The 23,195-nt window shown below is 63.0% G+C and carries 20 protein-coding genes; 18 read left to right on the forward strand and 2 right to left on the reverse strand.

Translation table 11 applies throughout. The annotated features are described in order from the left end of the window. Nucleotides 1-148 precede the first annotated feature (148 nt). The 18 genes from EGK76_RS00775 (at nucleotide 149) to EGK76_RS00855 (ending at nucleotide 21,326) form a co-directional block, all read left to right on the forward strand. Nucleotides 149-1,093, forward strand: a complete 945-nt coding sequence (locus EGK76_RS00775; protein ID WP_123831181.1) for a hypothetical protein — start codon at nucleotides 149-151, stop codon at nucleotides 1,091-1,093. Then, nucleotides 1,090-1,755: a hypothetical protein gene (locus EGK76_RS00780; RefSeq protein ID WP_123831183.1), complete on the forward strand. Its 666-nt coding sequence runs from the start codon at nucleotides 1,090-1,092 to the stop codon at nucleotides 1,753-1,755. The genes EGK76_RS00775 and EGK76_RS00780 overlap by 4 nt, the downstream gene beginning before the upstream one ends. Further along, complete coding sequence (locus tag EGK76_RS15335) at nucleotides 1,752-2,249, forward strand: hypothetical protein (protein WP_158613421.1); 498 nt, start codon at nucleotides 1,752-1,754, stop codon at nucleotides 2,247-2,249. Before EGK76_RS00780 ends, EGK76_RS15335 begins: the two co-directional genes overlap by 4 nt. A 92-nt stretch (nucleotides 2,250-2,341) precedes the next feature. Beyond that, nucleotides 2,342-4,507: a secretin N-terminal domain-containing protein gene (locus EGK76_RS00785; protein WP_158613422.1), complete on the forward strand. Its 2,166-nt coding sequence runs from the start codon at nucleotides 2,342-2,344 to the stop codon at nucleotides 4,505-4,507. Nucleotides 4,508-4,736: 229 nt separating this feature from the next. After that, on the forward strand, nucleotides 4,737-6,197 hold the full coding sequence (locus EGK76_RS00790; protein ID WP_123831187.1) for a hypothetical protein: 1,461 nt from the start codon (nucleotides 4,737-4,739) through the stop codon (nucleotides 6,195-6,197). A gap of 126 nt (nucleotides 6,198-6,323) precedes the next feature. After that, complete coding sequence (locus EGK76_RS00795) at nucleotides 6,324-7,019, forward strand: hypothetical protein (RefSeq protein WP_148087421.1); 696 nt, start codon at nucleotides 6,324-6,326, stop codon at nucleotides 7,017-7,019. Next, nucleotides 7,016-8,173: an acyltransferase gene (locus EGK76_RS00800; protein ID WP_123831191.1), complete on the forward strand. Its 1,158-nt coding sequence runs from the start codon at nucleotides 7,016-7,018 to the stop codon at nucleotides 8,171-8,173. The genes EGK76_RS00795 and EGK76_RS00800 overlap by 4 nt, the downstream gene beginning before the upstream one ends. Before the next feature lie 32 nt (nucleotides 8,174-8,205). Beyond that, entirely contained in the window at nucleotides 8,206-9,357 is a 1,152-nt protein-coding gene (locus EGK76_RS00805; protein ID WP_123831193.1) for a cystathionine gamma-synthase, read from the forward strand. Nucleotide 9,358: 1 nt separating this feature from the next. Next, entirely contained in the window at nucleotides 9,359-10,192 is an 834-nt protein-coding gene (locus EGK76_RS00810) for an ABC transporter permease (protein WP_123831195.1), read from the forward strand. Then, the gene (locus EGK76_RS00815; protein ID WP_123831197.1) at nucleotides 10,182-11,501 is read left to right on the forward strand and encodes an ABC transporter ATP-binding protein; all 1,320 of its coding nucleotides are present in this window, start codon (nucleotides 10,182-10,184) and stop codon (nucleotides 11,499-11,501) included. The genes EGK76_RS00810 and EGK76_RS00815 overlap by 11 nt, the downstream gene beginning before the upstream one ends. A gap of 211 nt (nucleotides 11,502-11,712) precedes the next feature. Beyond that, nucleotides 11,713-13,368, forward strand: a complete 1,656-nt coding sequence (locus EGK76_RS00820) for a hypothetical protein (protein ID WP_123831199.1) — start codon at nucleotides 11,713-11,715, stop codon at nucleotides 13,366-13,368. A gap of 110 nt (nucleotides 13,369-13,478) precedes the next feature. Then, on the forward strand, nucleotides 13,479-14,000 hold the full coding sequence (locus EGK76_RS00825; protein WP_123831201.1) for a hypothetical protein: 522 nt from the start codon (nucleotides 13,479-13,481) through the stop codon (nucleotides 13,998-14,000). 261 nt (nucleotides 14,001-14,261) lie between these two features. Further along, entirely contained in the window at nucleotides 14,262-16,556 is a 2,295-nt protein-coding gene (locus tag EGK76_RS00830) for a glycosyltransferase family 2 protein (RefSeq protein WP_123831203.1), read from the forward strand. Next, nucleotides 16,549-18,456 carry a DUF2142 domain-containing protein gene (locus EGK76_RS00835; RefSeq protein ID WP_158613423.1) on the forward strand — a complete coding sequence of 636 codons (1,908 nt, stop codon included), beginning with the start codon at nucleotides 16,549-16,551 and terminating at the stop codon, nucleotides 18,454-18,456. Before EGK76_RS00830 ends, EGK76_RS00835 begins: the two co-directional genes overlap by 8 nt. A gap of 14 nt (nucleotides 18,457-18,470) precedes the next feature. Next, a complete protein-coding gene (locus EGK76_RS00840) occupies nucleotides 18,471-18,851 on the forward strand; it encodes a hypothetical protein (protein WP_123831207.1) in 381 nt (126 codons plus the stop codon). Between the two features lie 11 nt (nucleotides 18,852-18,862). Next, the gene (locus tag EGK76_RS00845) at nucleotides 18,863-19,651 is read left to right on the forward strand and encodes a glycosyltransferase family A protein (RefSeq protein WP_123831209.1); all 789 of its coding nucleotides are present in this window, start codon (nucleotides 18,863-18,865) and stop codon (nucleotides 19,649-19,651) included. After that, nucleotides 19,644-20,660: a glycosyltransferase family 2 protein gene (locus EGK76_RS00850; RefSeq protein ID WP_123831211.1), complete on the forward strand. Its 1,017-nt coding sequence runs from the start codon at nucleotides 19,644-19,646 to the stop codon at nucleotides 20,658-20,660. Before EGK76_RS00845 ends, EGK76_RS00850 begins: the two co-directional genes overlap by 8 nt. 54 nt (nucleotides 20,661-20,714) lie before the next feature. Next, a complete protein-coding gene (locus tag EGK76_RS00855; RefSeq protein ID WP_123831213.1) occupies nucleotides 20,715-21,326 on the forward strand; it encodes a methyltransferase domain-containing protein in 612 nt (203 codons plus the stop codon). A 29-nt stretch (nucleotides 21,327-21,355) separates the two neighbouring features. Here the strand turns inward: EGK76_RS00855 and EGK76_RS00860 are convergent, their stop codons facing one another. Both EGK76_RS00860 and EGK76_RS00865 read right to left on the reverse strand, forming a co-directional pair. Then, entirely contained in the window at nucleotides 21,356-22,300 is a 945-nt protein-coding gene (locus tag EGK76_RS00860) for an electron transfer flavoprotein subunit alpha/FixB family protein (protein ID WP_123831215.1), read from the reverse strand. 70 nt (nucleotides 22,301-22,370) lie between these two features. Further along, the gene (locus tag EGK76_RS00865; protein WP_123831217.1) at nucleotides 22,371-23,117 is read right to left on the reverse strand and encodes an electron transfer flavoprotein subunit beta/FixA family protein; all 747 of its coding nucleotides are present in this window, start codon (nucleotides 23,115-23,117) and stop codon (nucleotides 22,371-22,373) included. Nucleotides 23,118-23,195: the final 78 nt, after the last annotated feature.

Genomic DNA, 23,195 nt, shown 5'->3' on the forward strand with positions numbered 1-23,195 from the left:
GTCAGCCGGTGGCCCGTTGGGGGGCGTGGAGTGGGTGGTGCCGAGGGCGCGCTGTCAGTACCACCGTGGGGATTTCTCCACTTTGCCGCCTCGGCGCCGCGCCGCGGCCGCGGCGCTCGCCGCGCGCCAGCACGAGGCGGGTCCCGGTATGTGCTCGCGCGTCGCATGGACCGGGCCGGTTGCGCATACCTGGGTCTGGAGTGATGTCCCCAGTCGAGATGTCGGTGCCGAGGCCGAATTCGCCTGGATCCCGGAATCATTGTTGCGACCCGCGCCAGTAGGCGACGGCGTGCGCCTGTTGCGGCTGGTGGAGGGCGTCGAAGGTCAGTACTGGCACCACGGCGTGCTGCGCGCCAGCCGCTGGTGGGCGGCAGCGCCGGCCCCGGATGCCTGGGGACGCTTCATGCGCGGCTGCGGGTTGCCGGCCGATGCCTGTGTGCCTGAGCCGGAAGACACAGGCTGGGCCGACCGACCCTGGGCGAGCCAGGGTTTGAAACTGCCGGCCTCCCCGGCGCGCCTCGAGGGCCTGGCCTGGCGTGGCGCGCTGGGCCTGCTGGTACTGCTGGCGGGTTGGCAATTGGCCGCGGCGCTCACCTGGTTCGTTGCGCGTGAGCGGCAGGATGCAACGCTCGACACTCTGCGTGCACAGGCCGCGCCCTTGCTGGAGGCCCGCGAGCGCGCCGAAGCCGCGCGTGGCGTTCTCCAGGGCTACCGCGACCTCGCGGCTGCAGGCCTGAGCGATTACGTCCTGATGGCCGACGTGGCTGCCGGCCTGCCAGAAGACGGTCAGTTGTCGGGCTGGCAGCGCGACCGTGAGCGCCTGCAGGTTGCGGTGCGCTCCACCGAGACCGATCCGCGGCGTTACGTGTCTGCGTACCAGGCCAGCATCGTACTTGGCGAGGCCAGTGCAGCGCCGGCTCGCGACGGCGCCATGCAACTCGACTTCGTCATTACGCCGCCGTCGGAGGTCACGACTCCCGATACCGACATGGTGGGCGGCGACGCAGCCGGAGCCGCGGCTCCGGTGGGCCTGAACCCTGCGGGCGCCGATGTCGAGCGCGCCCACGCCGACGACACCGGGGCCACGCCGTGATCGCGGCGCAACGCGATCGCGTGCTGGCGGAATGGCGTGCCAGTCGTCGCCTGCGGCTGGTAGTGCTGGTCATCATGCTGGTGGCCGGCGTGCACCTGTCGCTGTCGATATCGGACCGCCGCGTCGCCACGATCGAGGAGTACCGCCGCGATGCCGGACTCGTCGAGCGCCTGCGCGAGGCCAGCGCGGAATCCTCATGGCCCGCGCGCGCCGATGCGGCGGGCGAGCAACTGGCGCACATCCAGGACAGCATGACCGAAGTCGCCAGCGTGGGCCTTGCCCAAGCCGAGATCCAGGCTTGGCTGACGCAGCAGGCTCAGGGCGCCGGCCTCGCAGACATCAATGTGCGGGTGGAAACCACCCTGGACGTTCCCGGTCATGCCGAGCTCTGGCAGGTGATGGCACGCCTGGACGCGACCGTGGCCGAAGGCCAGCTTGGGCCGTTCCTGCAGGCATTCGCCGCGGGACTGCCGTGGATCCAGGCCGAGCGCCTCGACATCTCGTCCACTACGGACGGCCAGCGCGTGGTGCTTACTGCGCGTGGGTATTACCGCAAGGCACCGGGTGCCGACACAGGTTCCGACGCGATCGACGCCAGTGTGTCGAGCGCTTCCGGCATGCCCGGTTCCGCCGCCGGCGCCGTGACGGATTCCCTGCCATGAGTTTTCGCTCTCGCTGGTCGGCGCTCCGCCCCGCAATCAAACCGCAGCTGCGCCGACTCGTGCCATGGCTGGGGCCGGCGCTGGCGGGCGTCCTGCTGTTCGCCGTATTCGGCACTGTGCCGGCTCGACTGGAGCGCCCCGACGTGACGTCCCCGCCGTGGTCGCTGCCCGCCATGCCGGATCGCAAAGCCACGGCAGCCGCCGCAGATGCAATCTGGCAGGCGCGTTTCCCCTGGGGCGGCGCGCCGCCGCCGCCGGAAGAATCGCCCGTGCCCACAGCGGTGCCCGTCGCCATCATCTCAAGCGCTGCAGGGCATACCGCGGTGTTCGTGATGGCGGGCTTGCCCGAGGTGCATGTGCGTGCGGGAGACCCGCTCCCCGATGGTGGCCGTGTCGAGCGGGTCGAAGCCCTCACCGTCGCCTGGACCGACGGGCAGGGCCAGCAGCAGCAACAGCAGCTGTTGACCGACCAGCCCCGCCCAATAACGCCATGACCCTGTTTTTTCGCCTGACCCGCTCAGCGGGTCGATATCCACAGAGTGCGAGCCCGATGATCCCGAACACTCCGCGTCCACACCGTTCCCGCGTGCCGAATCGCCGCCAGCCGCGCGCCGATGGAAACGCCGCGAGTACGAGCTGGCACGCTCCGCTTGCCGGCTTCCTGTTCGCCTGCCTGCTTGCCGGTTGCGCGATGGGGCCGGCACGCATTCCGCAGCCGTTGCGCGCACCGGCGCCGGCGCCGGCGACCACGGCCGAAACGCTTGAGGAAACAGGGGGCACGCCCGGGCGGCCCACGCGCCCGCAGGTTGAATCCGGGCCCGCGACCGATGTGCCGACTGCTGCGCGCCGCATCGAGGCTGGCCCGCAAGTACCTGCAATCCCCAATACCCAGCCCGTCTCGCTGGTGCTCGACGGCGTGCCGCTGGCCAGCTTCATCAACGTCGTCTTCGGTACCGAACTCGGCTTCGCCATCGAGATCGAGCAGGCCGTCCGCGAGCGCCAGGAGCTTGTCACTCTGCGCGTCGCATCCGCACAGCGCCCTCGCGCGCTGTACCTCACCGCGGTCGAAGTGCTGCGCAACTATGGCGTCAGCGTGACCGAGACCAACGGCCTGCTGCGGTTCTCCGTCGCCAGCGCCGCCGAGCAGCCGCCGGTCCTCGTCACCGCCCGCAGCCTGCCGGACATCCCGGCTGGCCAGCGCACCGTATTCGCTGCCGTACCGCTGGATGCCAGCACGCCCGGCCGCGTCGCTGCACAGGTCCGCAGCATGTTCCCCAACAACCAGGTCACGCTGCTGGAGCAGGTCGAGACCAACGCCATCCTGATCAGCGGCACCGGCGACAACGTACGCACCGCCGCCGAGGCCGTCCAGGCACTGGACCGCACGTCGCTGCGCGACAAGCGCTCGATCCGCATCAATCCGATGTACCTCGCCGCAGAGCAGCTATCGACCGAAATCGGCCGCATGCTCGCCGCGCAGGGCTATCCGGTGACCGCCGGGCCGGGGCAGGGTGGCGTGGTCACCCTGGTCCCCGTGACCAGCGCCAACGCCGTGATGATCTTCAGCGAGTCGGAGGCCGCCCTGGCCGCGGCCACCGAGTGGGCGCGTCAGCTGGACCAGCCGGGCGATGCCGGTGGCGCCGGCGGCGTCTATCTGTACGCGGCGCGCCATACGTCCGTGGAAAGCCTGCGCCCGGTGCTTGAGGCCATGGTCGGGGGTGCGCCCGGCGGTGTGGCGGCCACGACCCAGTCCACCGAGCGCGCACAGACGCCGGCGCAGCAGCCTTCTGTCGCCCAGGAGAATCGCGAAGGCGGTACCCGGCGCACCTCGCGCAGCAGCAACGGGGCCGGCGCCATTTCCGGCGAGGGCGGGCAGATCGCAATGGACACCGTGCGCAACGTCATCGTGTTCCAGGGCGATGCCCAGCGCTGGCGGGCGATCCAGGGCGTGCTGGCACGGCTGGACCAGCCCGCGCGACAGGTGGTCATCGAGGTCACCGTTGCCGAGGTCACGCTGACGGACGAATTCAGTCACGGCGTGGAGTGGGCGCTGCAGCAGGTCAGCGTGCAGGGCATGGCGGGCCCGCTGACCGCGCTGGGCGGCAACACGCCGAACGCGAGCGGGTTGATCTGGCGCGGGCTCTCGCGCTCGGGGCAGACGCGCGCGGTGCTCAACCTGTTCGCCCGCGACAGCCGCGTGCGGATCCTCTCCACCCCGCGCCTGATGGTGAAGAGTGGCGAGAGCGCCAGCATCGACGTCGGCACCGAGGTGCCCATCATCACCAGCCAGGCCACGGCGCCGGACCTCGGGGGCATCACGCCTTCGGTGCTGCAGTCCATCCAGTACCGCAAGACCGGCGTACTGCTGGAGCTGGAGGCCCTGGTGCACTCCGGCCAGCGCGTGGACCTCAACGTGTCCCAGGAAGTCAGCGAGGCCGCACTGACCGACACCAGCGACATCTCCTCGCCCAGCATCTTCAGCCGGAAGCTGCAGACCAGCCTGAGCCTGTCGGATGGCGAAAGCATGCTGCTGGGCGGTCTGATCTCGTCGACCGCCACCGACAGCAAGACCAAGGTACCGCTGCTGGGCGACATCCCCGGGCTCGGGCGGCTGTTCCAGAACCGCAGCCTCGATGGCACCCGCACCGAACTGCTGATGCTCATCACGCCCTACGTGATCGAGGATGCTGTACAGGCGCGGGAGATCACCGAGGCGGTGCAGGCCCGATTTATCGACATCCAACCTGAATAAGCCCCTGAATTCATGTTGTTTTTTCGTTTGTAATTTGTTGTTCATCCCCATTGACCTGATGAACCCGTGCCTCTACCATCCGCCGGGTCAGGACGCTGCGCAGTGTTGATGCATGCGCAGGAAAGGGGAAACGCAAGGAAGGTAGGGGGGAGATCCCGAGTTTCGAGCGCTTTTACCGGTTGCCGGCGCCGGCACGTGCGTGCAGGTGGTGGGCGGTGTTCCGACATGTGTGTTCAATTCGAAACCTAAGCTTAGGAGCTTCAAACCCATGTCTTTTCTGAACAAGAAGGTTCTTGCCGCCGCTGTTGGCGCCATGTTCGCCAGCGGCGCCGCCGTTGCTGCGCCGCTCGTTGTCACCCCGCAGTATTACGCCCAGGAAATCGTGATCCCGGCCGCTGGCCTGGTGCCGACGGCGGCTCCGGCTCTGAGCTGGAAGTCCGGCTACAACTACTCGAGCGGTGAAGTCAAGTACGTCCGCGTCGAGCTGACCGGCGCGACCTTCGCCAGCGCGCTGACCACGGCGCCGACTGTCAGCAACGCCGGCGTCGCTGCTGGCAGCGTTGGTGCGGTCAACGGCCTGGGCACCAGCGTCATCACGTTCTCCGTCACGTCGGCTGGTGACATCACCGGCACCAGCGATTTCAACCTGCCGCTGGCGAACCAGATCGTCATCCGCAGCAAGGGCAGCGTGTCGGTCAAGGTCAGCCTCTACGACCAGGCCTCGCAGGCCCAGGCCGGTGGCAGCACCGGTCTGCTCCAGATCGGCTCCTACGACGAAACCCCGTTCCTGTCGTTCGTGCGCAGCTATGCGTTCGCGAATGAATCGGGCAACACCGTTGTCGCCGACGTCGCTACGCCCACCACGCGTTATGGCAATTTCCTGGCGGACACCACCACCACTCCGGCAACGACCCCCGTTGCTGGCACGCTGAACAACAACCTGTCGATCGTCATCCGGCCGGACGTGGATCCCAGCAGGCCGGGCACTCAGGTAGCGCTCAACGCTGCTGGTGCGCCGATCACGCTCACCGATCTGTTTACGGCCGGCTCGTCGATCGCGGTGGAAGGCAACTTCTCTGCGGCGACCGCTGTGACCCTGGGCGGCACCGCTCCGGCGCAGGCTGCGGCCGGCACCCCGCCGACCTTCCCGAACCGGCTGACCTGGACGGGCTTGCCGACCGTCATTGGTGGTTCGCTGCTCTACACTGTTCCGGGTAACCGCTCGATTCCGGCCAGCACGTTCACGGCCACCTTCACCCCGGTTGCGGCTGCGGGCTACGAGGTCGCTCCGCTGACCCTGACGACGGCCGGCGCGATCCGTCGCAATGGTCTTGAGCTGCAGGCCCCGTTCGTCCAGGTGCCGCCGGCATGGACCAGCCGTCTGGTCGTCACCAACACCAGCTCCAGCACGGTGGCCTGCACGATCACGTTCCTCAGTGAAGACGGCAACACCAACTACACCGGTCCGAGCAGCGTGCCCTGCACCATCGCCCCGGGCACCAATGTCGTCGACCTGCAGCCGATCATGACCAGCTTCAAGGACATGAGCCGTCGTCGTGGCACGATCGTGGTCCAGGCCGAAGCGACCGACGCTGTCGGCGCCGGCACCATCCAGGGCCTGCTGCAGATCGTCAACACGCAGTCCAACAGCATCACCAACCACGTGATGGTGCGTCCGGGCACCAACTGATCCTTCGATCGGTTGACCTGAGGCAGCTGTAGTACCCGGGAGGCCCGCGCAAGCGGGCCTCCCTTTTTGTGTGTCGGGCCGCAACGCGTGGTCCGGCATTGCAGGTTTCTTCTATCCTTGCCGACCATGCTCGTCTCCCTGCACCTGCCCAAGACCGCCGGCACCAGCTTCGGCGCCGCGCTGGACGCCCATTTCGGTGGTGCGCTGCTGCGTGACTACGGCGACCTGCCATTGAATACGCCGCCACGCGTGCGCAACCGCTTGGCACTTCAGGCAAGCCTCGACATCGCCGGGGGATTTCCGGATTCGACGGCCTGCGTGCACGGCCATTTCCTGCCGGTGAAATACTTGTTGCTGGCGGCCCATCGCGAGCTGCGCTTCATGACCTGGATGCGGCATCCGGTAGAGCGGCTTGTGTCCCACTACGCTTTCTGGCGGCGCAACCCGCCGCCTTCGCCCGCGCATGCGCTGCATTGGCGCATGCATGCCGAGGACTGGTCGCTTGAGGCCTTCTGCCTCGCGCCGGAGCTGCGCGATGTCTATACCCAGTTCCTCTGGGCCTTCCCGCTGGAAACCTTCGATTTCATCGGTATCACCGAGCACTACGAGGCCGACTTCGAGATGTTCTCCCGGCGATACATGGGGGGCGCTTCCGCGCCGATGCGACTGAACGTCGGCGCCGCCGGTGAGCGTGGAGCGTCGCTGCAGGTGCACGCCGAGCTGCGTCAGCGGATCGAGGCCTTCCACGCGCGCGATATGGCCCTGTACCACCGGGCCCTGGCGCTGCGCGCTGCGCGTTCCAGTTCGGCCGGGCTGACATGAGCACGACGCCTGGAAGGACGCATCGTGCCGATGTTGCGCCCGGACACTGCAACGCCGAAGTGCGTGGCGGTTGGTTGCGGTGGTTCCTGCCCGACAGCGGCCGCGCGGAGGCATTGGATGGTCTGCGCGGCGTGGCGGTCCTGATCGTGGTGCTGTCGCATTTCTCGAACAATGGGCTGCTGCCAGGACCGGGCCTGTCTGGCGCGGGCAAGAGTGGGGTCTACCTGTTCTTCGTCCTGAGCGCGTTCCTGCTGACGGCCGCGCTGTTGCGCCGTGATCCCAGCGAGCTGCGCAATGCCTCGTTGTGGATCGACTATGCGCTGCGCCGCGTGCTGCGGATCTGGCCGCTGTATCTGGTCGTCCTGATCGCCAGCTGGTGGGCGACGCGAACGGGCTGGGCATGGTGGCGTTACCAGATCGACACGCCGGCCCTGTGGCGGCACCTCACCTTGCGCGAGGGCGTGAGTGTGCTGTGGAGCATCCCTGTGGAATTTACCTTCTACTTCTGGCTGCCACCATTGGCGCTGATCGTGATCTGGCTGCGCGGTCGACACGCGTGGTTGTGGCTACAGGCAGTGATCTTCGCGCTGCTCGTCGGCGGCGCCGCACTGCTGTGGCCGCCCGCGGAAAGCCTGCCCAACGATGTGCGCCTGGGGCCCTACGCGGCGGTGTTCCTGTGCGGCGTATTCGCGGCAGCCCTCGACCTGGGGATTCGCGGACGTCCAAACAGGGCCGCGTTGTGGGCGGCGGTCGGACTGGTTGCGCTGCTGGCCTCACTGCTCGGCATGCCCGCGGTGTGGTCCAAGGTCACCGCCACCGCTTTCGATGCAGGCACGGGGCAGCAGGCTTTCGTGTTCTGGGGACTTGTATGGGCGGGGCTGCTGCTCGCCGTGCTGCATGGGCCAGCCTGGCTCCGGGCACCTTTCGCGTGGGCGCCGTTGCGCTGGGTGGGCGCAATAAGCTTCAGTCTCTATCTGTGGCATCTGCCGGTGCTGGGCGGTCTGCGAGCATCCGGCCTGGTACAGCCTGGGGAGCCGTGGGCAGCAATGTGGGCATTGATCGCGGCGTTGGCCGTGTCAGCACTGTCCTATCTTGCGCTGGAGCGTCCCTGGCAGGGTGTGCGTTATGGGGGAATACACCGGCGGCCGCTATAATCGCCCGGTTTTCAACCCGGCGCACACACCCGATGACACTTCGCCCCGCAACACTCGCCATCCACGCCGGGCAGTCGCCCGACCCGTCGACCGGTGCGGTGATGCCGCCGATCTACGCGACCTCGACCTACGCCCAGTCCAGTCCGGGCGAGCATCAGGGTTTCGAGTATTCGCGCACACACAATCCCACCCGCTTCGCTTACGAGCGCTGCATCGCGGGGCTGGAGGGCGGTACCCGGGGCTTTGCGTTCGCATCCGGCATGGCAGCCACTGCGACCCTGCTCGAGCTGCTCGACAGTGGCGATCACGTCATCGCAATGGACGACCTGTACGGCGGCAGCTACCGCCTGTTCGACCGTGTGCGCACGCGCAGTGCCGGCCTGTCCTTCAGTTATGTCGACATGACGGATCCTGCGGTCTTCGAGGCCTCGATCAGGCCGGAGACGAAACTGGTCTGGATCGAAACCCCGACCAACCCGATGCTCAAGATCGTCGACATCCGCGCGATCGCTGACATTGCACACAGGCACGGCCTGATCGTCGTGGTCGACAACACCTTCGCATCGCCGATCCTTCAGCGCCCGATCGGGCTTGGCGCCGACATCGTCATGCATTCGGCCACGAAGTACCTCAATGGCCATTCGGACATGGTGGGCGGAATGCTGGTGGTGGGTGACAACTCCGAGCTTGCCGAGCAGCTGGCCTTCTTGCAGAACTCCGTAGGTGCTGTGCAGGGGCCTTTCGACAGCTTCCTCGCCCTGCGCGGGCTCAAGACGCTCGCGCTGCGAATGCAGGCTCATTGCGATAATGCGCTGTCACTGGCGCGTTGGCTGGAGGGCCGTCCAGGCATTGAGCGAGTGATCTACCCGGGGCTTGAGTCGCACCCTCAGCATGCGTTGGCCGCCCGGCAGATGGTTGGCTTCGGCGGGATCGTGTCCGTGGTCCTCGAGGGTGGATTCGAGGCTGCGAAGCGCTTCTGCGAGCGCACCACGCTGTTTACGCTCGCCGAGTCGTTGGGTGGTGTGGAAAGTCTGGTCAACCACCCGGCGGTGATGACGCATGCCTCGGTGCCCGCCGAGCGTCGCGCGCAGCTCGGGATGGGTGATGGCCTGGTTCGGCTGAGCGTGGGTGTCGAGCATGTCGACGATCTGCGTGAAGACCTGCAGCGGGCCCTGGAGCGCTGAGATGGTCGCTTCGTGCGCTGGCAAGTCGGCCTTCCGCCTGGCTGGCCCATTCGACGCCTGGCTGCTCCACCGCAACTTGACCTGGGAGATGACCCGGCGCGACGTCCTGGGGCGTTATCGGGGCGCCAACTTCGGTCTCCTGTGGTCGCTGATCAGCCCGTTCTTCATGCTGCTGATCTACACGCTTGCCTTCGGTTATCTGCTCAAGGCACGTTGGCCCGGTACGAGCGGCAACATGGCGGACTTCGCCATGTTGTTGTCGTTGGGTTTGATCGTGCATGGATTTCTCGCCGAGTGCCTCAACCGCTCGCCGATGTTGATCGTATCGAACGCCAATCTGGTCAAACGGATCGTGTTCCCGTTGCAGGTTCTGCCTTGGACTATCGTGCTGTCGGCATTGTTCCACGCTCTGGCGAACTCGCTGGTATTTGTCGTGCTGAACTACGCGCTTCGCGGCGAGCTGGTACCCACTTTGCCCCTGCTGCCGCTGGTGCTGCTGCCATTGGTCATCGCGGCTTTGGGCGTGAGCTGGTTGGTGTCCGCATTGAGCGTTTTTCTGCGCGATATCGCACAGGTCACCGGCGTATTGACGACAGCTCTGCTTTTCCTCTCGTCGGCGATCGTGCCCGTCGAGACGTTGCCTGAAAACTACCAGTGGATATTTCGGGCGAATCCATTGACCTTTATCATCGACCAGGCACGCGAAGTAGCGTTCTGGGGGCGCATGCCGGACTGGAGCGGATTGTGTCTGTATGCGGTTGGTGCTCTGGTCTTTGCCTATTTGTCTCACGCGCTGTTCCAGAAGTTGCGCCGGGGCTTTGCCGATGTTCTCTGATTCTGGAGCAGTGCTCGCGGTGAGCGAAAATCTTGCGATTGACGTACGTGATGTAGGCAAGAGTTATCACATTTACGAGCATCCATCGCATCGGTTGATGCAGGGGCTCGTGGGCGCCAAGAAACGGTACTACCGCGAGTTCTGGGCGCTGCGCGGCGTAAACATTCAGATTCGCCCCGGCCAGACCGTGGGTGTGGTGGGCCGCAACGGCTCGGGCAAATCAACGCTGTTGCAGATGCTCGCGGGCACATTGACGCCTACCGAGGGTAGCGTGCGCATACAAGGGCGCGTAGCCGCGCTGCTGGAATTGGGTAGTGGCTTCAATCCTGATTTCACGGGGCGCGAGAACGTCTACCTCAACGCGTCCATTCTTGGTCTTTCGCGAAGCGAGGTGGAGGCGCGACTCGATGCAATCCTGGCGTTTGCCGACATTGGTGAGTTCATCGACCAGCCTGTCCGGAACTACTCCAGCGGCATGGCTCTGCGCCTTGCATTCGCGGTACAGGCCCAGGTGCAGCCCCAGGTGCTGATCGTCGACGAAGCGCTTGCGGTGGGCGATGCCAAATTCCAGGCCAAGTGCTTTGCGCGCCTGAAGCAGCTGAAAGAAGAGGGCACCGCGATTCTCTTGGTAAGCCATGCCACCGACCAGATCGTCCAGCATTGCGATCATGCGCTACTGCTCGACGGCGGAAGGGCGGTCTGCAGTGGCAAGCCCAGAGATGTCGTGAATCGCTACCTCGATCTGTTGTTCGGGAAAGACAAGCCGGACGCAGTTGCAGAAAGGCAGCCGCCATTGGTGGGGGCTGTGCAGGTGGGCCGCTTCAGTGGGGGCGACAGCGGCTTCGAAGGGCGGCCCAACTACAATCCTCACGAGTACAGATGGGGTGATGGCGCTGCGCGTATCGTGGATTTCGAGCTGTGCTCTGACACGATGCATTACCCCGTCACGCTCAAGTCGGGCGAAAGAATCCGGCTGACACTACGGATCGTTTTCGAGCGTCAGGTTGTCCGTCCCATCCTCGGATTTTTCGTCAAGACCAAGGAAGGGGTTGTGGTTTATGCCAGTAATACCGAGTACAAACCCATGCCGGAGTTTGCGGCTCTCGGCGAAGAGGGGAGCGTGACCGAAGTAACACTTGCCTATGATTGTCGACTGGCCGACGGAGATTATTTCATCTCGGTGGGTGTAGCCAGCCGCAACGAGGCCGAGGTCGTGCCGCACGATCGCCGTTTCGACAGCATCCATTTCCAGGTGATGGGCGCTGATTTCTTCGGTATGGCTGATCTTTCGCTGGAAATGACGATGTAGAAGTGGGCGATGGTCCGGGTGGACTGCTTTTCCAGAGACGTGGTCATCGCCGCAGCCTCGCCGGCGCTATACTCCACGGCTGTTTTTCCACTCTGTCCCCGCTGCTTTGAGCCAGTCAGCCCTTCCAACGCACCCAGCACCCGTCGCGACGCGCGCCAGCCGTCCTGCGCTCTTTCTGGTGCTCGGCATGCACCGTAGCGGCACCTCGGCGTTGACCGGTCTTCTGCACAAGCTCGGCGCGGAACTCGGAAGCAACCTGCTGCCGCCGACCCGGGACAACCCGAAGGGCTACTTCGAGAACCAGGACGTCGTAACGGCGCACGAAACACTACTCGCTTCTCTCGGCTGCAGTTGGCAGAACCCAAGGTCGCTTCCCGACGGCTGGCGCACCACGGCTGCGGCCGATGATGCGCATGACACTCTGTCTCAGCTTCTGGGGGCGATGGCTTCGGAAGCGGACCTCGTCGCAGTGAAGGATCCGAGAGCCTGTCGGGTCGCATCTCTATGGGTGGATGTCGCCCGGGCGGCGCGCATGGACCTCGGTGCCGCTCTCATGGTGCGCCACCCCACCGAGGTCGCAGCCTCTCTGCACAAGCGCGATGGCCTTTCGTATGCGCGCGCGCATCTTCTGTGGATCGTGTACCTCTTGGAGGCCGAACGCCAGACACGCGGCGTGCCGCGCGCCTTCCTTTCCTACGAGACGCTGCTTGCGGACTGGCGCGGCATGCTTGAAAGCATGCGCGCGGCAGGGCTCGGCAACATGCTTCCCGCGCCTTCGGTGGGGGTAGAGGAGGAGATCGACGCCTTCCTCGATCTTTCCCTGCGCCGTCACGAGGCGACCGCAGGTGTAAGCGAAACGTCACCTTTCGAGTCGCTCGCGGTCGAGCTCTATGGTCTGGCCCTTCGCTGCGCATCGATGGACATACGTGACATCGAAGTGCAGTTCGATGACGTGGCGCAGCGCCTTCGTCCTCTGGCGGCTCGCTACTTGGAAGCGCCATTGCAACTGGAGCAGGCAATAGAGCGCCAGCGTTCGGATCAGGCTCAGCTGAATGCGACAATGCAGCTTGCTGCATTGCGTGAACTCTGGCGGCCGGCTTTGCCAGCCAGTGAGCCGGGATCGGCCCGTCTTTACTATCGATCGGAAGGTGCGAATTTCGGCGAAGCAGAAGCGGTGTCTGCATACCCCGAGGTCTCTGGGGCACGGCGTGTGGTGACCTTTGAGCTTGCTCCGGGCACGAGCTTCGATTATCTCCGATTCGATCCAGACAATGTGCCGGGCGTTTACGCGATCGAGTCCGTGTCGGTGGACGGGGAAACGGTGGCGTCTCTGGCTGCGCTGATCCAAGGGGTCAATGAGCGCCCGGTACCTACCATGCGCCCGAGCGATATCGTGAGATTTGCTGCGCTCGGTGATGATCCGCACTTCGTATTCGATGCCCGGACTCTGAAACGTATTGGGGCGGCGGACGATGGGCGGCGTGTGCGGGTGGAATACCGTTTTGAAACCGTAATGTCGGAAGTGGGTGGGTACCTGGAGGACTATCGCGAATCCCTGGTGTCACATGCTCGGGAGCTCGCCGAGTGGCAGTCGCAGGTCGGCGCGGCCGTTCGCAAACTGAGTGAGCAGGAGGCTCGGATCGATCGAGCCATGGAAGTCGTTCCTCAGGTTCTTGAGCGACAGTTGCAGGCGGGCCTCGCTGTTGCAGCCTTGGATGCGCGCTCGCATGCTCTCGCGGAGTCCATCGGCAATATGCAGACGCAATTGGCGTCGATACGGGAACAGCAGGAGCTTGTCTCAGTGTGGGCGCGACGCCGGTCGCTGGGTTACTGGTGGCGCCGCCTGACGGGTGCCCTGTCAAAATAAAGTCCTTCCGTCAGCTGGCACGGACGTTCATCCAGAAGATGCGGGCAGCAAACGCAAGCACCAGATGACTCAACACGTTTTGGCCGTTGTGGATTCCAGGAGAGCACAGAATGTTCAGTTCGATGAGGGCCCGGGGTGCGATTCCTGCGGCATTGGTGCTTCTTGTTGCAGGCTGTAGCCAGCAACCGCAGAACGCGTCGGCCGCACCTGAAGCTGCCCCGAATTTGCCTGCGGTGACTCTTGAGAAGTTGCCTGCCGGTGTAGATGCCACGCAAGAAGGCAATTGCAGCCTCGACACGATAAATGGCCAGCGAGTTGCTGCCGCCTCTTTGAAGGTGGGGGATGCCGCCACTTTTGTGGGGTGGGTCGGGAATGCTGAGGGGCGCGTCCCACAGGATGGCCGACTTATTCTGGAGGGAGAAGGTGGATCGTACAGCGCACCTGTCCAAGTAGGCATTGCACGTCCCGACGTCGTGGCGGCGCTCGGAAAGCCGGGGCTGGAAAACGCCGGATTTGGCGTATCAACCACGCTGGCAGTGGCGCCCGGCATGTATCGCGTCTACATCCTGATGGGGGAGTCAAGTCCTTCCGTGTGCCATTTTGATGTCAGCTTGACGATAGCTGGCGGCTAGTGCAGCGTCCTGTCGTGGCGCGACGCGACGCGACGCGGGGAAACATGCAGTGTCGCGACCGCAGTACAGGTTGCTTCGATTGCTATTGATCCAGGTGGTTGTTGGATCGCAGCAGACCCAGGAGCGCGATTGGTTTGATTCGCACGCATAGCGCGCTCACGCGGTGGCGTTTTTGTACTGTGTTTCAAATCCAGAGCGGGCGCATAGTCGCTCCCAGGGTTTTCGCGTCATACTTCATTCCAATAGGTCCTTGATCAAACGATGAATATCGAGCTTCTGCCCGCCCAGCAACTCCTCCGTCTTGGTGAAACAGACGAGAATCCGCGCTGGCGCGCGACAGGGAGCGACCCTTTTTTCGACGCGAGGTTGCCGTCTGAAAATCTTCAGGGTGGTTGGTACTTCGTCGATATCGAGGTAGAGGTGCTGCGCGGGCGTGTGCACGCGCCGGTTCTGTATCCGGATTATGGTCGTGGGTATGTCGTGGAGAACGAGAGTATCGCCATTCCACTGCACAACGCACGCAGTGGTCGGTATCGTATCAGGCGGCTGGTGCGTTTCATTGCGGAAGTGACAGGATTACGATTCGACCCCACTCTGCTTCCTGGAGAGTTTCGCATTTTAGAGTTCTCTCTAACGCGAGTCGATAAGGGGGCTGCTGCCCGATCGATGCTCGAGTCCCTGTGGGATAGGTGCGATGGGGCGGGTCGGGTTCGCTTAGTCGGTCGAACCCTGATGGATCTGATCCAGGGGCCACGAAGGATGGCCGAGCGGCTGTACGCCGGATATTCCGCAGGTGCAACCACTAACGATCTGTCCGACTACGATGTCTGGCTCGACTTCTACGATGAATGCACGCCGGAAGGTATCGCGCTCGCGCTTGATTCGATGCCGCCGCTTGATTCGTCGCCATTGTTTTCGGTTCTTCTCCCGACGTACAACACCGACCTGCGCTGGCTACGCGCCTGCATCGAAAGTCTGCAGGCGCAGACCTATGGACACTGGGAGCTGTGTATCGCGGATGACGCGTCCCCGTCGCCCGACGTTTGGGAGCTCATCCAATCTTTTGTTGTCGCAGACTCGCGGATCAAGGCTGTTCGTCGCGAAAGCAATGGCCACATCGCAGCAGCTTCGAACAGTGCGCTACTTCTGGCCACGGGCGACTACATCGCACTGCTGGATCACGACGACGCGTTGCATCCTCTTGCCCTCCAGTGGTGTGCCCTCGAGCTTGAGCGGAATCCAAGCTGGCGCATGCTGTTCACTGACGAGGACAAGATCGACGAGCACGGCCGGCGGAGTGATCCATACTTCAAATCGGACTGGAACCCGGACCTCTTTCTGTCCCAGAACTGCGTTTGTCATCTTGGTGTTTATGCGCGGGATCTTGTGGAGTCGATCGGTGGTTTTCGGCCTGGCTTCGATGGGGCGCAGGATTGGGATCTTGCGCTCCGTGCCACCGAGAAGTTAACCCACGACCAGATCGGTCATATTCCAAAGGTTCTCTATCATTGGCGGATGATCGAAGGTTCAACAGCGCTTGCCCCCGGGGAAAAAAGCTACGCGCATTTTGCCGCGATGCGGGCGATCCAGGATCATTTTGACCGTACGGGAGTTTCGGCAAAAGTAGAGGAAATGCCGGGTTACAGCGGTTACTACCATATTGCTCATGCTTTGCCTGAGCAGAAGCCCCGCGTCAGCCTTCTGATCCCAACGCGAGACCGCGTGGATCTGCTGCGTCAGTGTATTGATTCAATTCTGGATCGTACAAACTACGATAACTACGAGATTGTGGTCCTGGATAATGGTTCGATCGAGGCCGAGACTCATGCTTATCTCAAGCGCATCGCGCTTCTGCCGAACGTCCGGGTGCTGGACTACGATGCGCCGTTCAATTATTCGGAAATAAACAACTTCGGTGCCCTACATAGCGAAGGGGAGATCATTGGTCTCCTCAACAACGACATCGAAGTGATCAGCCGCGATTGGCTCACGGAAATGGTTTCGCACGCGCAGCGGCCTGAAATTGGCGTGGTTGGCGCGATGTTGTACTACCCCAACGACACCATCCAGCATGCGGGGGTTGTGCTTGGAATTGGTGGTGTCGCTGGCCACTGTTATGCCGGCATGCCACGAGGGTACCCGGGAGATAAGCATCGCGCTGGGCTTGTCCAGAATGTGAGTGCGGTCACGGCCGCCTGCGCGATTGTGCGACGTGAGGTGTTTGAACAGGTCGGTGGGCTCGACGAATCGTTAGTAGTGGCGTTCAACGACGTCGATTTCTGCATACGCGTACGCAAGGCCGGTTACCGCAATCTTTGGACTCCTTTTGCCGAGCTCTATCACCACGAGTCCGCTTCGCGCGGTTACGAGAACACTCCTGAGAAAATTGCGCGATTCAAGCGGGAGGAGGCTTTTATGAAGCGGCGCTGGGGTGAGGTGCTCGATAACGATCCGTATTACAACCCGAATTTCAGCTTGGTCAATGCGCCTTATACATTGGCTTACCCGCCGCGCGTGCCTGCACCCTCAGCGATCGGCCGCAGGATCGATGCGTAAGTATCTGCTTGCGTTTTTCCTGTGCGGTTTCGCTTTGGCGAGCTGGGGCTGGGCGCTTTATATTGCCGCGGATCAAGAGACCGCTTCCATCGAAGTCGAATTCGGCGGTTCGCCGGTCGTCGGCACACAGCTTTTCTTCGCGCAGGCGAATGACTTCTCCGAGCGCCGGTCATCCACCCTTCTCGAAGAAAAGGCGGTCTGGCGTATCTCGGTGCCTGTCGGTCAGGCTGAGACGCTGCGGATCGACCCCCCGCCGGGTGTCGCCGTGTCTATTTGCCGGCTTAACGTGGATTTTTCTGGCGCGTCGACCAGGTCGTTAGGTGATTATCGTCTCGCTGGGCTTCACCACATCCAGGAAGTGCGACAGGAGGGGGCGTGCCTGACTGTCATACCGCTGGCAGATGGTAACGATCCCCAAGTCCTGCTCGCGTCTGCTAACGCATCCGAGCACGCGCCGTCGCCCGATCTGATTTCTGCGGTCGGAGTGGCGGTGGCAGGTGTGCTGGCGTTACTGTTCGCTGCATGGATCCTTTGCAGCCGTGAGCCGGCGGTTGCTGAATCATTTGCAGATCGCGTCGGCGGCTCGCTAGTCGCGATCTATTTTCTGCTTTCGCTGTTGGCCGGATTTGCATACGCGGTAGTTACGCCTCCAGGTGCGGTGGCGGACGAGTACGCCCATGTAACGAAAGCGGTCAAAGTATCGTCAGGAGTTCTGGTGGGTGCCACTGGGGACCGCCTTTTTCCAAACATCTTCGAGATGTATGGTGCGTTCAATGGCTATTTGGATCCCGGCGTCCATTTTTCAAAACCGCAGCTCCTGGCGCAACTCGAGACGCCAGTGCCCTGCGCGCCGACCACGGCTGCCTTGCCGTCTGGAGCCGACAGCTATGCGCCACATCTTTATATGGCGCCAGCCGCGTCCTACGCGTTAAGCTGCGCGGTCGGGCTCGACACAGGCGCGTTTTTTCTCATCGGGCGTCTAGGTAACCTGTTAATCGCGACATTGCTGATCGCGCTTGGTCTATGGGCCACGCGCCGCGCGCGTTGGGCACTATTCGTCTGCGCGCTGCTACCAATGACTGTCTATCAGGTGGCGTCCTTATCTGCGGACTCTTTGTACATAGCGTTATCGTTCGCTTGGATTGGAGTCATATGCGGGCTGATCGAGGGCAGGATTCCAATCGCGAAAGCGAAATGGTTCCTCGCGCCGCTGGCGCTCGCCCTTGCAATTTCAAAGCCAGGCGCGGCCTGGGTGCTGGTTGCTTTGTTGTTTACCCGTCCGTTGTACCTTCGTGAAACGGGGAGGTTCTGGCCGACGGGCGTCCTGTTACTTGTTCTGCCGCTTCTGGCTCATCTGCTGTGGGTCATCTACGCGGGTGGCTCGGCTGCACCTTTAGACGGCGTCGATCCGGCTGCGAACATTCAGCGCCTGCATAGTGATCCGCTGGGGGCGGCTGCGGTATTCGGGCAGACGTTCTTCGGCCCTCATGGCGTCTGGATCTGGAAGTCCGCGCTTGGCGTACTCGGCTGGCTTGACGTCTACCTCTCAAGCTTCACTTATCTTGGCCTCTCGCTTTGTCTTTTAGCCTCGCTTTGGATGGGGCTTGACGGAAGCCGCTGCCTGCCGACATGGGTCTCCGGAGCGGCCGTGCTCTTCTCTGGCGGCGCAGCGCTCATGCTGGCGTTGCCTTTGTTCATCTTTTGGACCTTTCACGAATCCAATGTCGTCATGGGATTGCAAGGGCGCTATTTCCTGCCATGCATCGCATTCGCCGCCTGCTTTCTGGCGCGTGGTGGCGACCAAAGGGTGCGCGCCTGTCTATCCGTGGTTGTCCCTCTCGTTCTGATGTATGCACTCGTCGACGGACTGTTTGCGCTGATTACCCGTTACTACCCTTAAGACAGTTAGCCAAAATGATTCGTGAAATCTTGATGATCCTGTTTGTGACCTGCTCGACGCTGGGCAGCCAGCTGCTGGTCAAGCGCGCAGTAACGCAAATCGCCTTGCGCGATCCAGTACCCGCCGGATTCCAATGGCTAATCGCGGCCTGTCTCTCGCCGGGAGTCATTACTGCGGTCGCAATCCAGGGGGTGGGATTCATCGTATGGGTCGTAGTGGTCAGCCGGGTCAAGCTGGGGCTGGCGTTCGCGATTTCCGGTTCGTTCTTTTATATCCTGATCGCCGCTGCAAGCTGGTTACTTTACGGGGAGCGGCTGAGTTTGCTGCAATGGCTGGGGCTGGTCCTCGTCTCTAGCGGCGTGCTGCTGATGACGCTCACCGGCAAGCCGGCCTGAGGAGCCTTTCCATGGACCATAGCTTCGTCATTCCTGCGTATGGCTGCTCGCCGCATCTTGTCGAGTGCCTCGAGTCCTTGAAGTCGCAGACTGCGCAGGGGTCTGAGATCGTCCTGTGCACTTCGACGCCGTCTGACGACCTGTCGCGTCTTGCCGAACGGTTCTCCGTGAGCCTGCGGGTGCACGGACCGAATGGCGGAATCGGCCGTGACTGGAACGCAGCGCTGGATTGCGCTAGCCGCGGTTGGGTCACGATCGCGCACCAGGACGATGTCTACCTGCCGGATTTTGTGAAACTCACCATGGCGGCGGTTGAGCGGACGCCAAAAGCGTCGCTAGTGATGACCGGCTATTCGGAGATGTTGGAAGGCCGGGTGCGTGAGCGTTCAAAGATGCTCAGAATCAAATCGGTGCTGCTGGAACTCGGCTTCCTCGGTCGTCATGCAGTCGCCGCACAAAGTTCCAAGACCCGTCTTCTACGCTTCGGCTGTCCCGTGGCCTGCCCATCAGTGACATTGGGTCCTCCGCTGTCGAAACTGCGCTTCAGGGAGGATCTGCGTGTCGATCTGGATTGGGAGGCCTGGATCCGGGCGGCCCTGTTGCCAGGTGCGTTCTGTTATGTGCGAGAGCGCCTGATGCTCCATCGCATCCATGGAGCGAGTGAGACGACTGCGGGCGTCCGCGACGGCGCGCGCGCGCGCGAGGACGCGGAGATGTTCGGGACCCTCTGGCCAGCGCCAGTTGCGCGTTTGCTCGCGCGTGCCTATGCATTGTCGTACGAGGAGGGTGGTCATGCCTGATTCCGCCTCTCCTGATCAAGTACAGTCCGGAATCTCGGGCTCTATCGCCTCGGCATATGACCGCGTGGCGGTCGTCATCCCTTCGTATCGGGTAACTCGCCACATACTCGGGGTACTGGCAGGACTTCCGCACTGGATTTGGCGAATTTATGTCGTCGACGATCGGTGTCCCGATAACAGTGGTCAGCTGGTTGAGGCTCAGTGCACGGATCCGCGTGTGGTCGTTGTCTTCAATGAGATGAATCTAGGCGTGGGCGGAGCCGTCATGGCCGGCTACACGCGCGCCGCAGCCGACGGTGCGGAGATCATTGTCAAGATGGATGGCGATGGGCAGATGGACCCTTCGTTGCTACCACGCTTCATCGAGCCAATCGCCTCGGGCGATGCCGACTACACCAAAGGCAATCGCTTCTACGATTTGACGCAGATCGGGCAGATGCCACGCATCCGGATCTTCGGAAATGCCGGCTTGTCCTTCATGACAAAGATCTCGTCGGGTTATTGGGATATTTTCGATCCGACCAACGGATACACCGCGATCCACGCAAGGGTGGTGTCGAAGTTGCCGATGGACAAGATCAGTCGCCGATATTTCTTCGAGACCGACATCCTGTTCCGGCTGAACACGCTTCGTGCGGTCGTCGTGGATGTGCCGATGGATGCGAAGTACGGTGATGAAGAAAGTGGTTTGGAGATAGGACGGGTAATATTTGACTTTCTTTCCAAGCACCTCCGCAATACCGGAAAGCGGATTTTCTACAATTATTTCCTGCGAGATGTATCGCTTGCGACCATCGAACTGGTCGGCGGCGTCGCGCTGGTGCTCGGCGGCCTCGTCGCTGGCGCCTGGTTCTGGGTCGAAGCATCAAGCATGGGTGTACCTGCCTCCGCAGGGCGGGTCATGCTTTCTGCGTTGCCGGTGATCCTCGGCTTGCAGCTTCTGCTGGGTTTCTTGGCGTTCGATATCGCCTCGGTGCCCCGCCGCGCTATCCATCGGTTACTGCGCTGAAACCATGCCTGGCCTGTGCGACGATTGGCGTACTTGAGACAGAGGAGCGTCGGGATGTCCAGTAATTTTGACTCGCGTTACACGCAGTACCAGTTGGAGCGCAGTCCATTACGCAAGTGGGTGAGGCAGCTCTATCTGAGCCGAGCCGCTTCATTGGTGGAGGGGCCGACGCTGGATTTCGGATGTGGCATCGGTGAGTTGCTGAAGAAGCTCCCCCAAGGATCCAAAGGATTGGAATACAACGCCGCGACAGTCGACTACTGTCGTAGCCAGGCTCTGGATGTGTCCGCCTACGATGGGTTTTCCGATAATTGGAGTCTGACGGTCTTCCCGGCCGGGCAGAAATTCCGGAGCATGGTGATCAGCCATGTGCTCGAGCATCTCGAGAATCCGATGATGGTCTTCGAGAAGCTCCTGCACGCCGCAGCACGTCTCGACATCCAGCGGGTGCTGGTGATTGTTCCCGGACAGGCCGGGTTTCGTATCGATCCCACGCACCTGACATTCGTGGACCTGCAGATGCTGACCGACGGAGCGGGCTTGGCTGGGACGGGATTCCGTCCCATGAAAAACAGCTATTTCCCAGGTGATCTCCGCCTGATAGGAGACTGGTTCCCGTACCACGAATTGCAGGTTCTCTATGCGCGGTCGCCGACCGCCTCCTGATTTACCGCCTCCGGGATCCAGTCTTCATTTCAAGCCAGCGCCGCTTCCAGCTCCGGCAGCACCTTGAACAGGTCGCCGACGAGGCCGATGTCCGCGATCTCGAAGATCGCCGAATCGGGATCCTTGTTGATGGCCACGATCGTGCCTGCGTCCTTGATGCCCGTCAGGTGCTGGATCGCGCCGGAAATGCCGATCGCGATGTAGAGCTCGGGCGCGATGATCTTGCCGGTCTGGCCGACCTGCAGTTCGTTGGGCACGTAGCCGGCGTCCACCGCCGCGCGGGAGGCGCCCACCGCGGCACCGATCTTGTCCGCGAAGTCGAAGACGATCCTGAAGTTCTCTTCCGAGCCGACACCGCGACCGCCCGAGACCACGCGCTTGGCGCTCTGCAGATCGGGGCGGTCGGTGCTGCCTGCTGCGAGACCGATGAAGCGGGTGTGTGTTGGCAGCTCGGCGTCCACGCTGGTCGTCTCCACCGTCGCGCTGCCGCTGCGTGCCGCTTCCTGCCAGGACGCCGTGCGCACCGTGGCGACCACCGGCTGGTCAGCCGGGGCTTCGACGGTGACGATGGCATTGCCCGCATAGATCGGACGCTTGAAGACGTGACTGCTCTCCACCGTCATCAGGTCTGAAATCTGGTTCACACCCAGCAGCGCAGCGACGACCGGAAGCATGTCCTTGCCGAATGTCGTTGACGGCGCGAAGACGTGACTGTAACCGGCGGCAAGCTTTGCGATCTGCGGGCCCAACACCTGCGCGAGCGCCTGTGCGTTGGCCGGATTGGCGACGGCGCGCACCTTCGACACGCCAGCAATCGTGGCGGCTTCGGTGGCTGCCCCGGCCGGATCGGCGGCGAATACAGCGACGTCAATGGACTGGGGCGACAGCGCCTGCGCGGCAGCCACGGTCTTGGCGGTTGCGCTGGCGTTGAGCTTGCCGTCGAGATGCTCGGCGATAACAAGGACTTTGGACATGAGGTTCTCCAGCGTTCCGGACCGGGCCGGACGTCACGGGGGCCCTCCGCGTGCGCGGAAGGCGCGGAATTCAGAGCAGGCCCTTGGCCTTCAGCGCGGCGACCAGCTCGGCGGCATCCTTGACCATGACGCCCTTGCTGCGCTTGGCCGGCGCCTCGTAGTGCGTGGTCATGAGCGTGTCGGCCGATTCGACGCCGAGGTCGGCGAAGGGAATCGACTCCATCGGCTTGGATTTCGCCTTCATGATGTCGGGCAGTTTGATGAAACGCGGTTCGTTGAGGCGAAGGTCGGTCGTGACGACGGCCGGCAGGTCGACCTCGAGCGTTTCGAGCCCTGCATCGACTTCGCGCGTCACCGTGGCCTTGCCGTCGGCGACCTCGACCTTCGAGGCGAAGGTCGCCTGCGGCCGGCCCCACAGCGTGGCGAGCATCTGGCCGGTCTGGTTCGCGTCGTCGTCGATGGCCTGTTTGCCGAGGATCACCAGATCGGGCTGCTCCTTCTCGACCAGCTTGAGCAGGGTGCGGGCGGCGGTCAGTGGCTGGATCGGTTGGTCGCAGACCACGTGGATGGCGCGATTGGCGCCCATGGCAAGGCCGTTGCGCAGGTGCGCCTGGGCATCCGCCGGGGCGATCGTTGCGACAATGACCTCGGTGGCGATGCCCTTGTCGCGCAGGCGCAGCGCTTCCTCGAGTGCGATCTCGTCGAACGGGTTGGCCGACAGCTTGACGCCATCGGTGACCACGCCGGACCCGTCCGGCTTGACCTGGATGCGGACGTTGTAGTCCACCACGCGCTTGTAGGCGACGAGGATCTTCATCGGTGCGGCATTCCTTGTGCGTTTTGGATCACCCGGCCGCGTTGGGCTGGGCGCGGGGCAATCACCGATTCTAACGGG

It is taken from the genome of Luteimonas sp. 100069 (genome assembly GCF_003813845.1).
In the GTDB taxonomy this organism is placed as follows: Bacteria; Pseudomonadota; Gammaproteobacteria; order Xanthomonadales; family Xanthomonadaceae; genus Luteimonas; species Luteimonas chenhongjianii.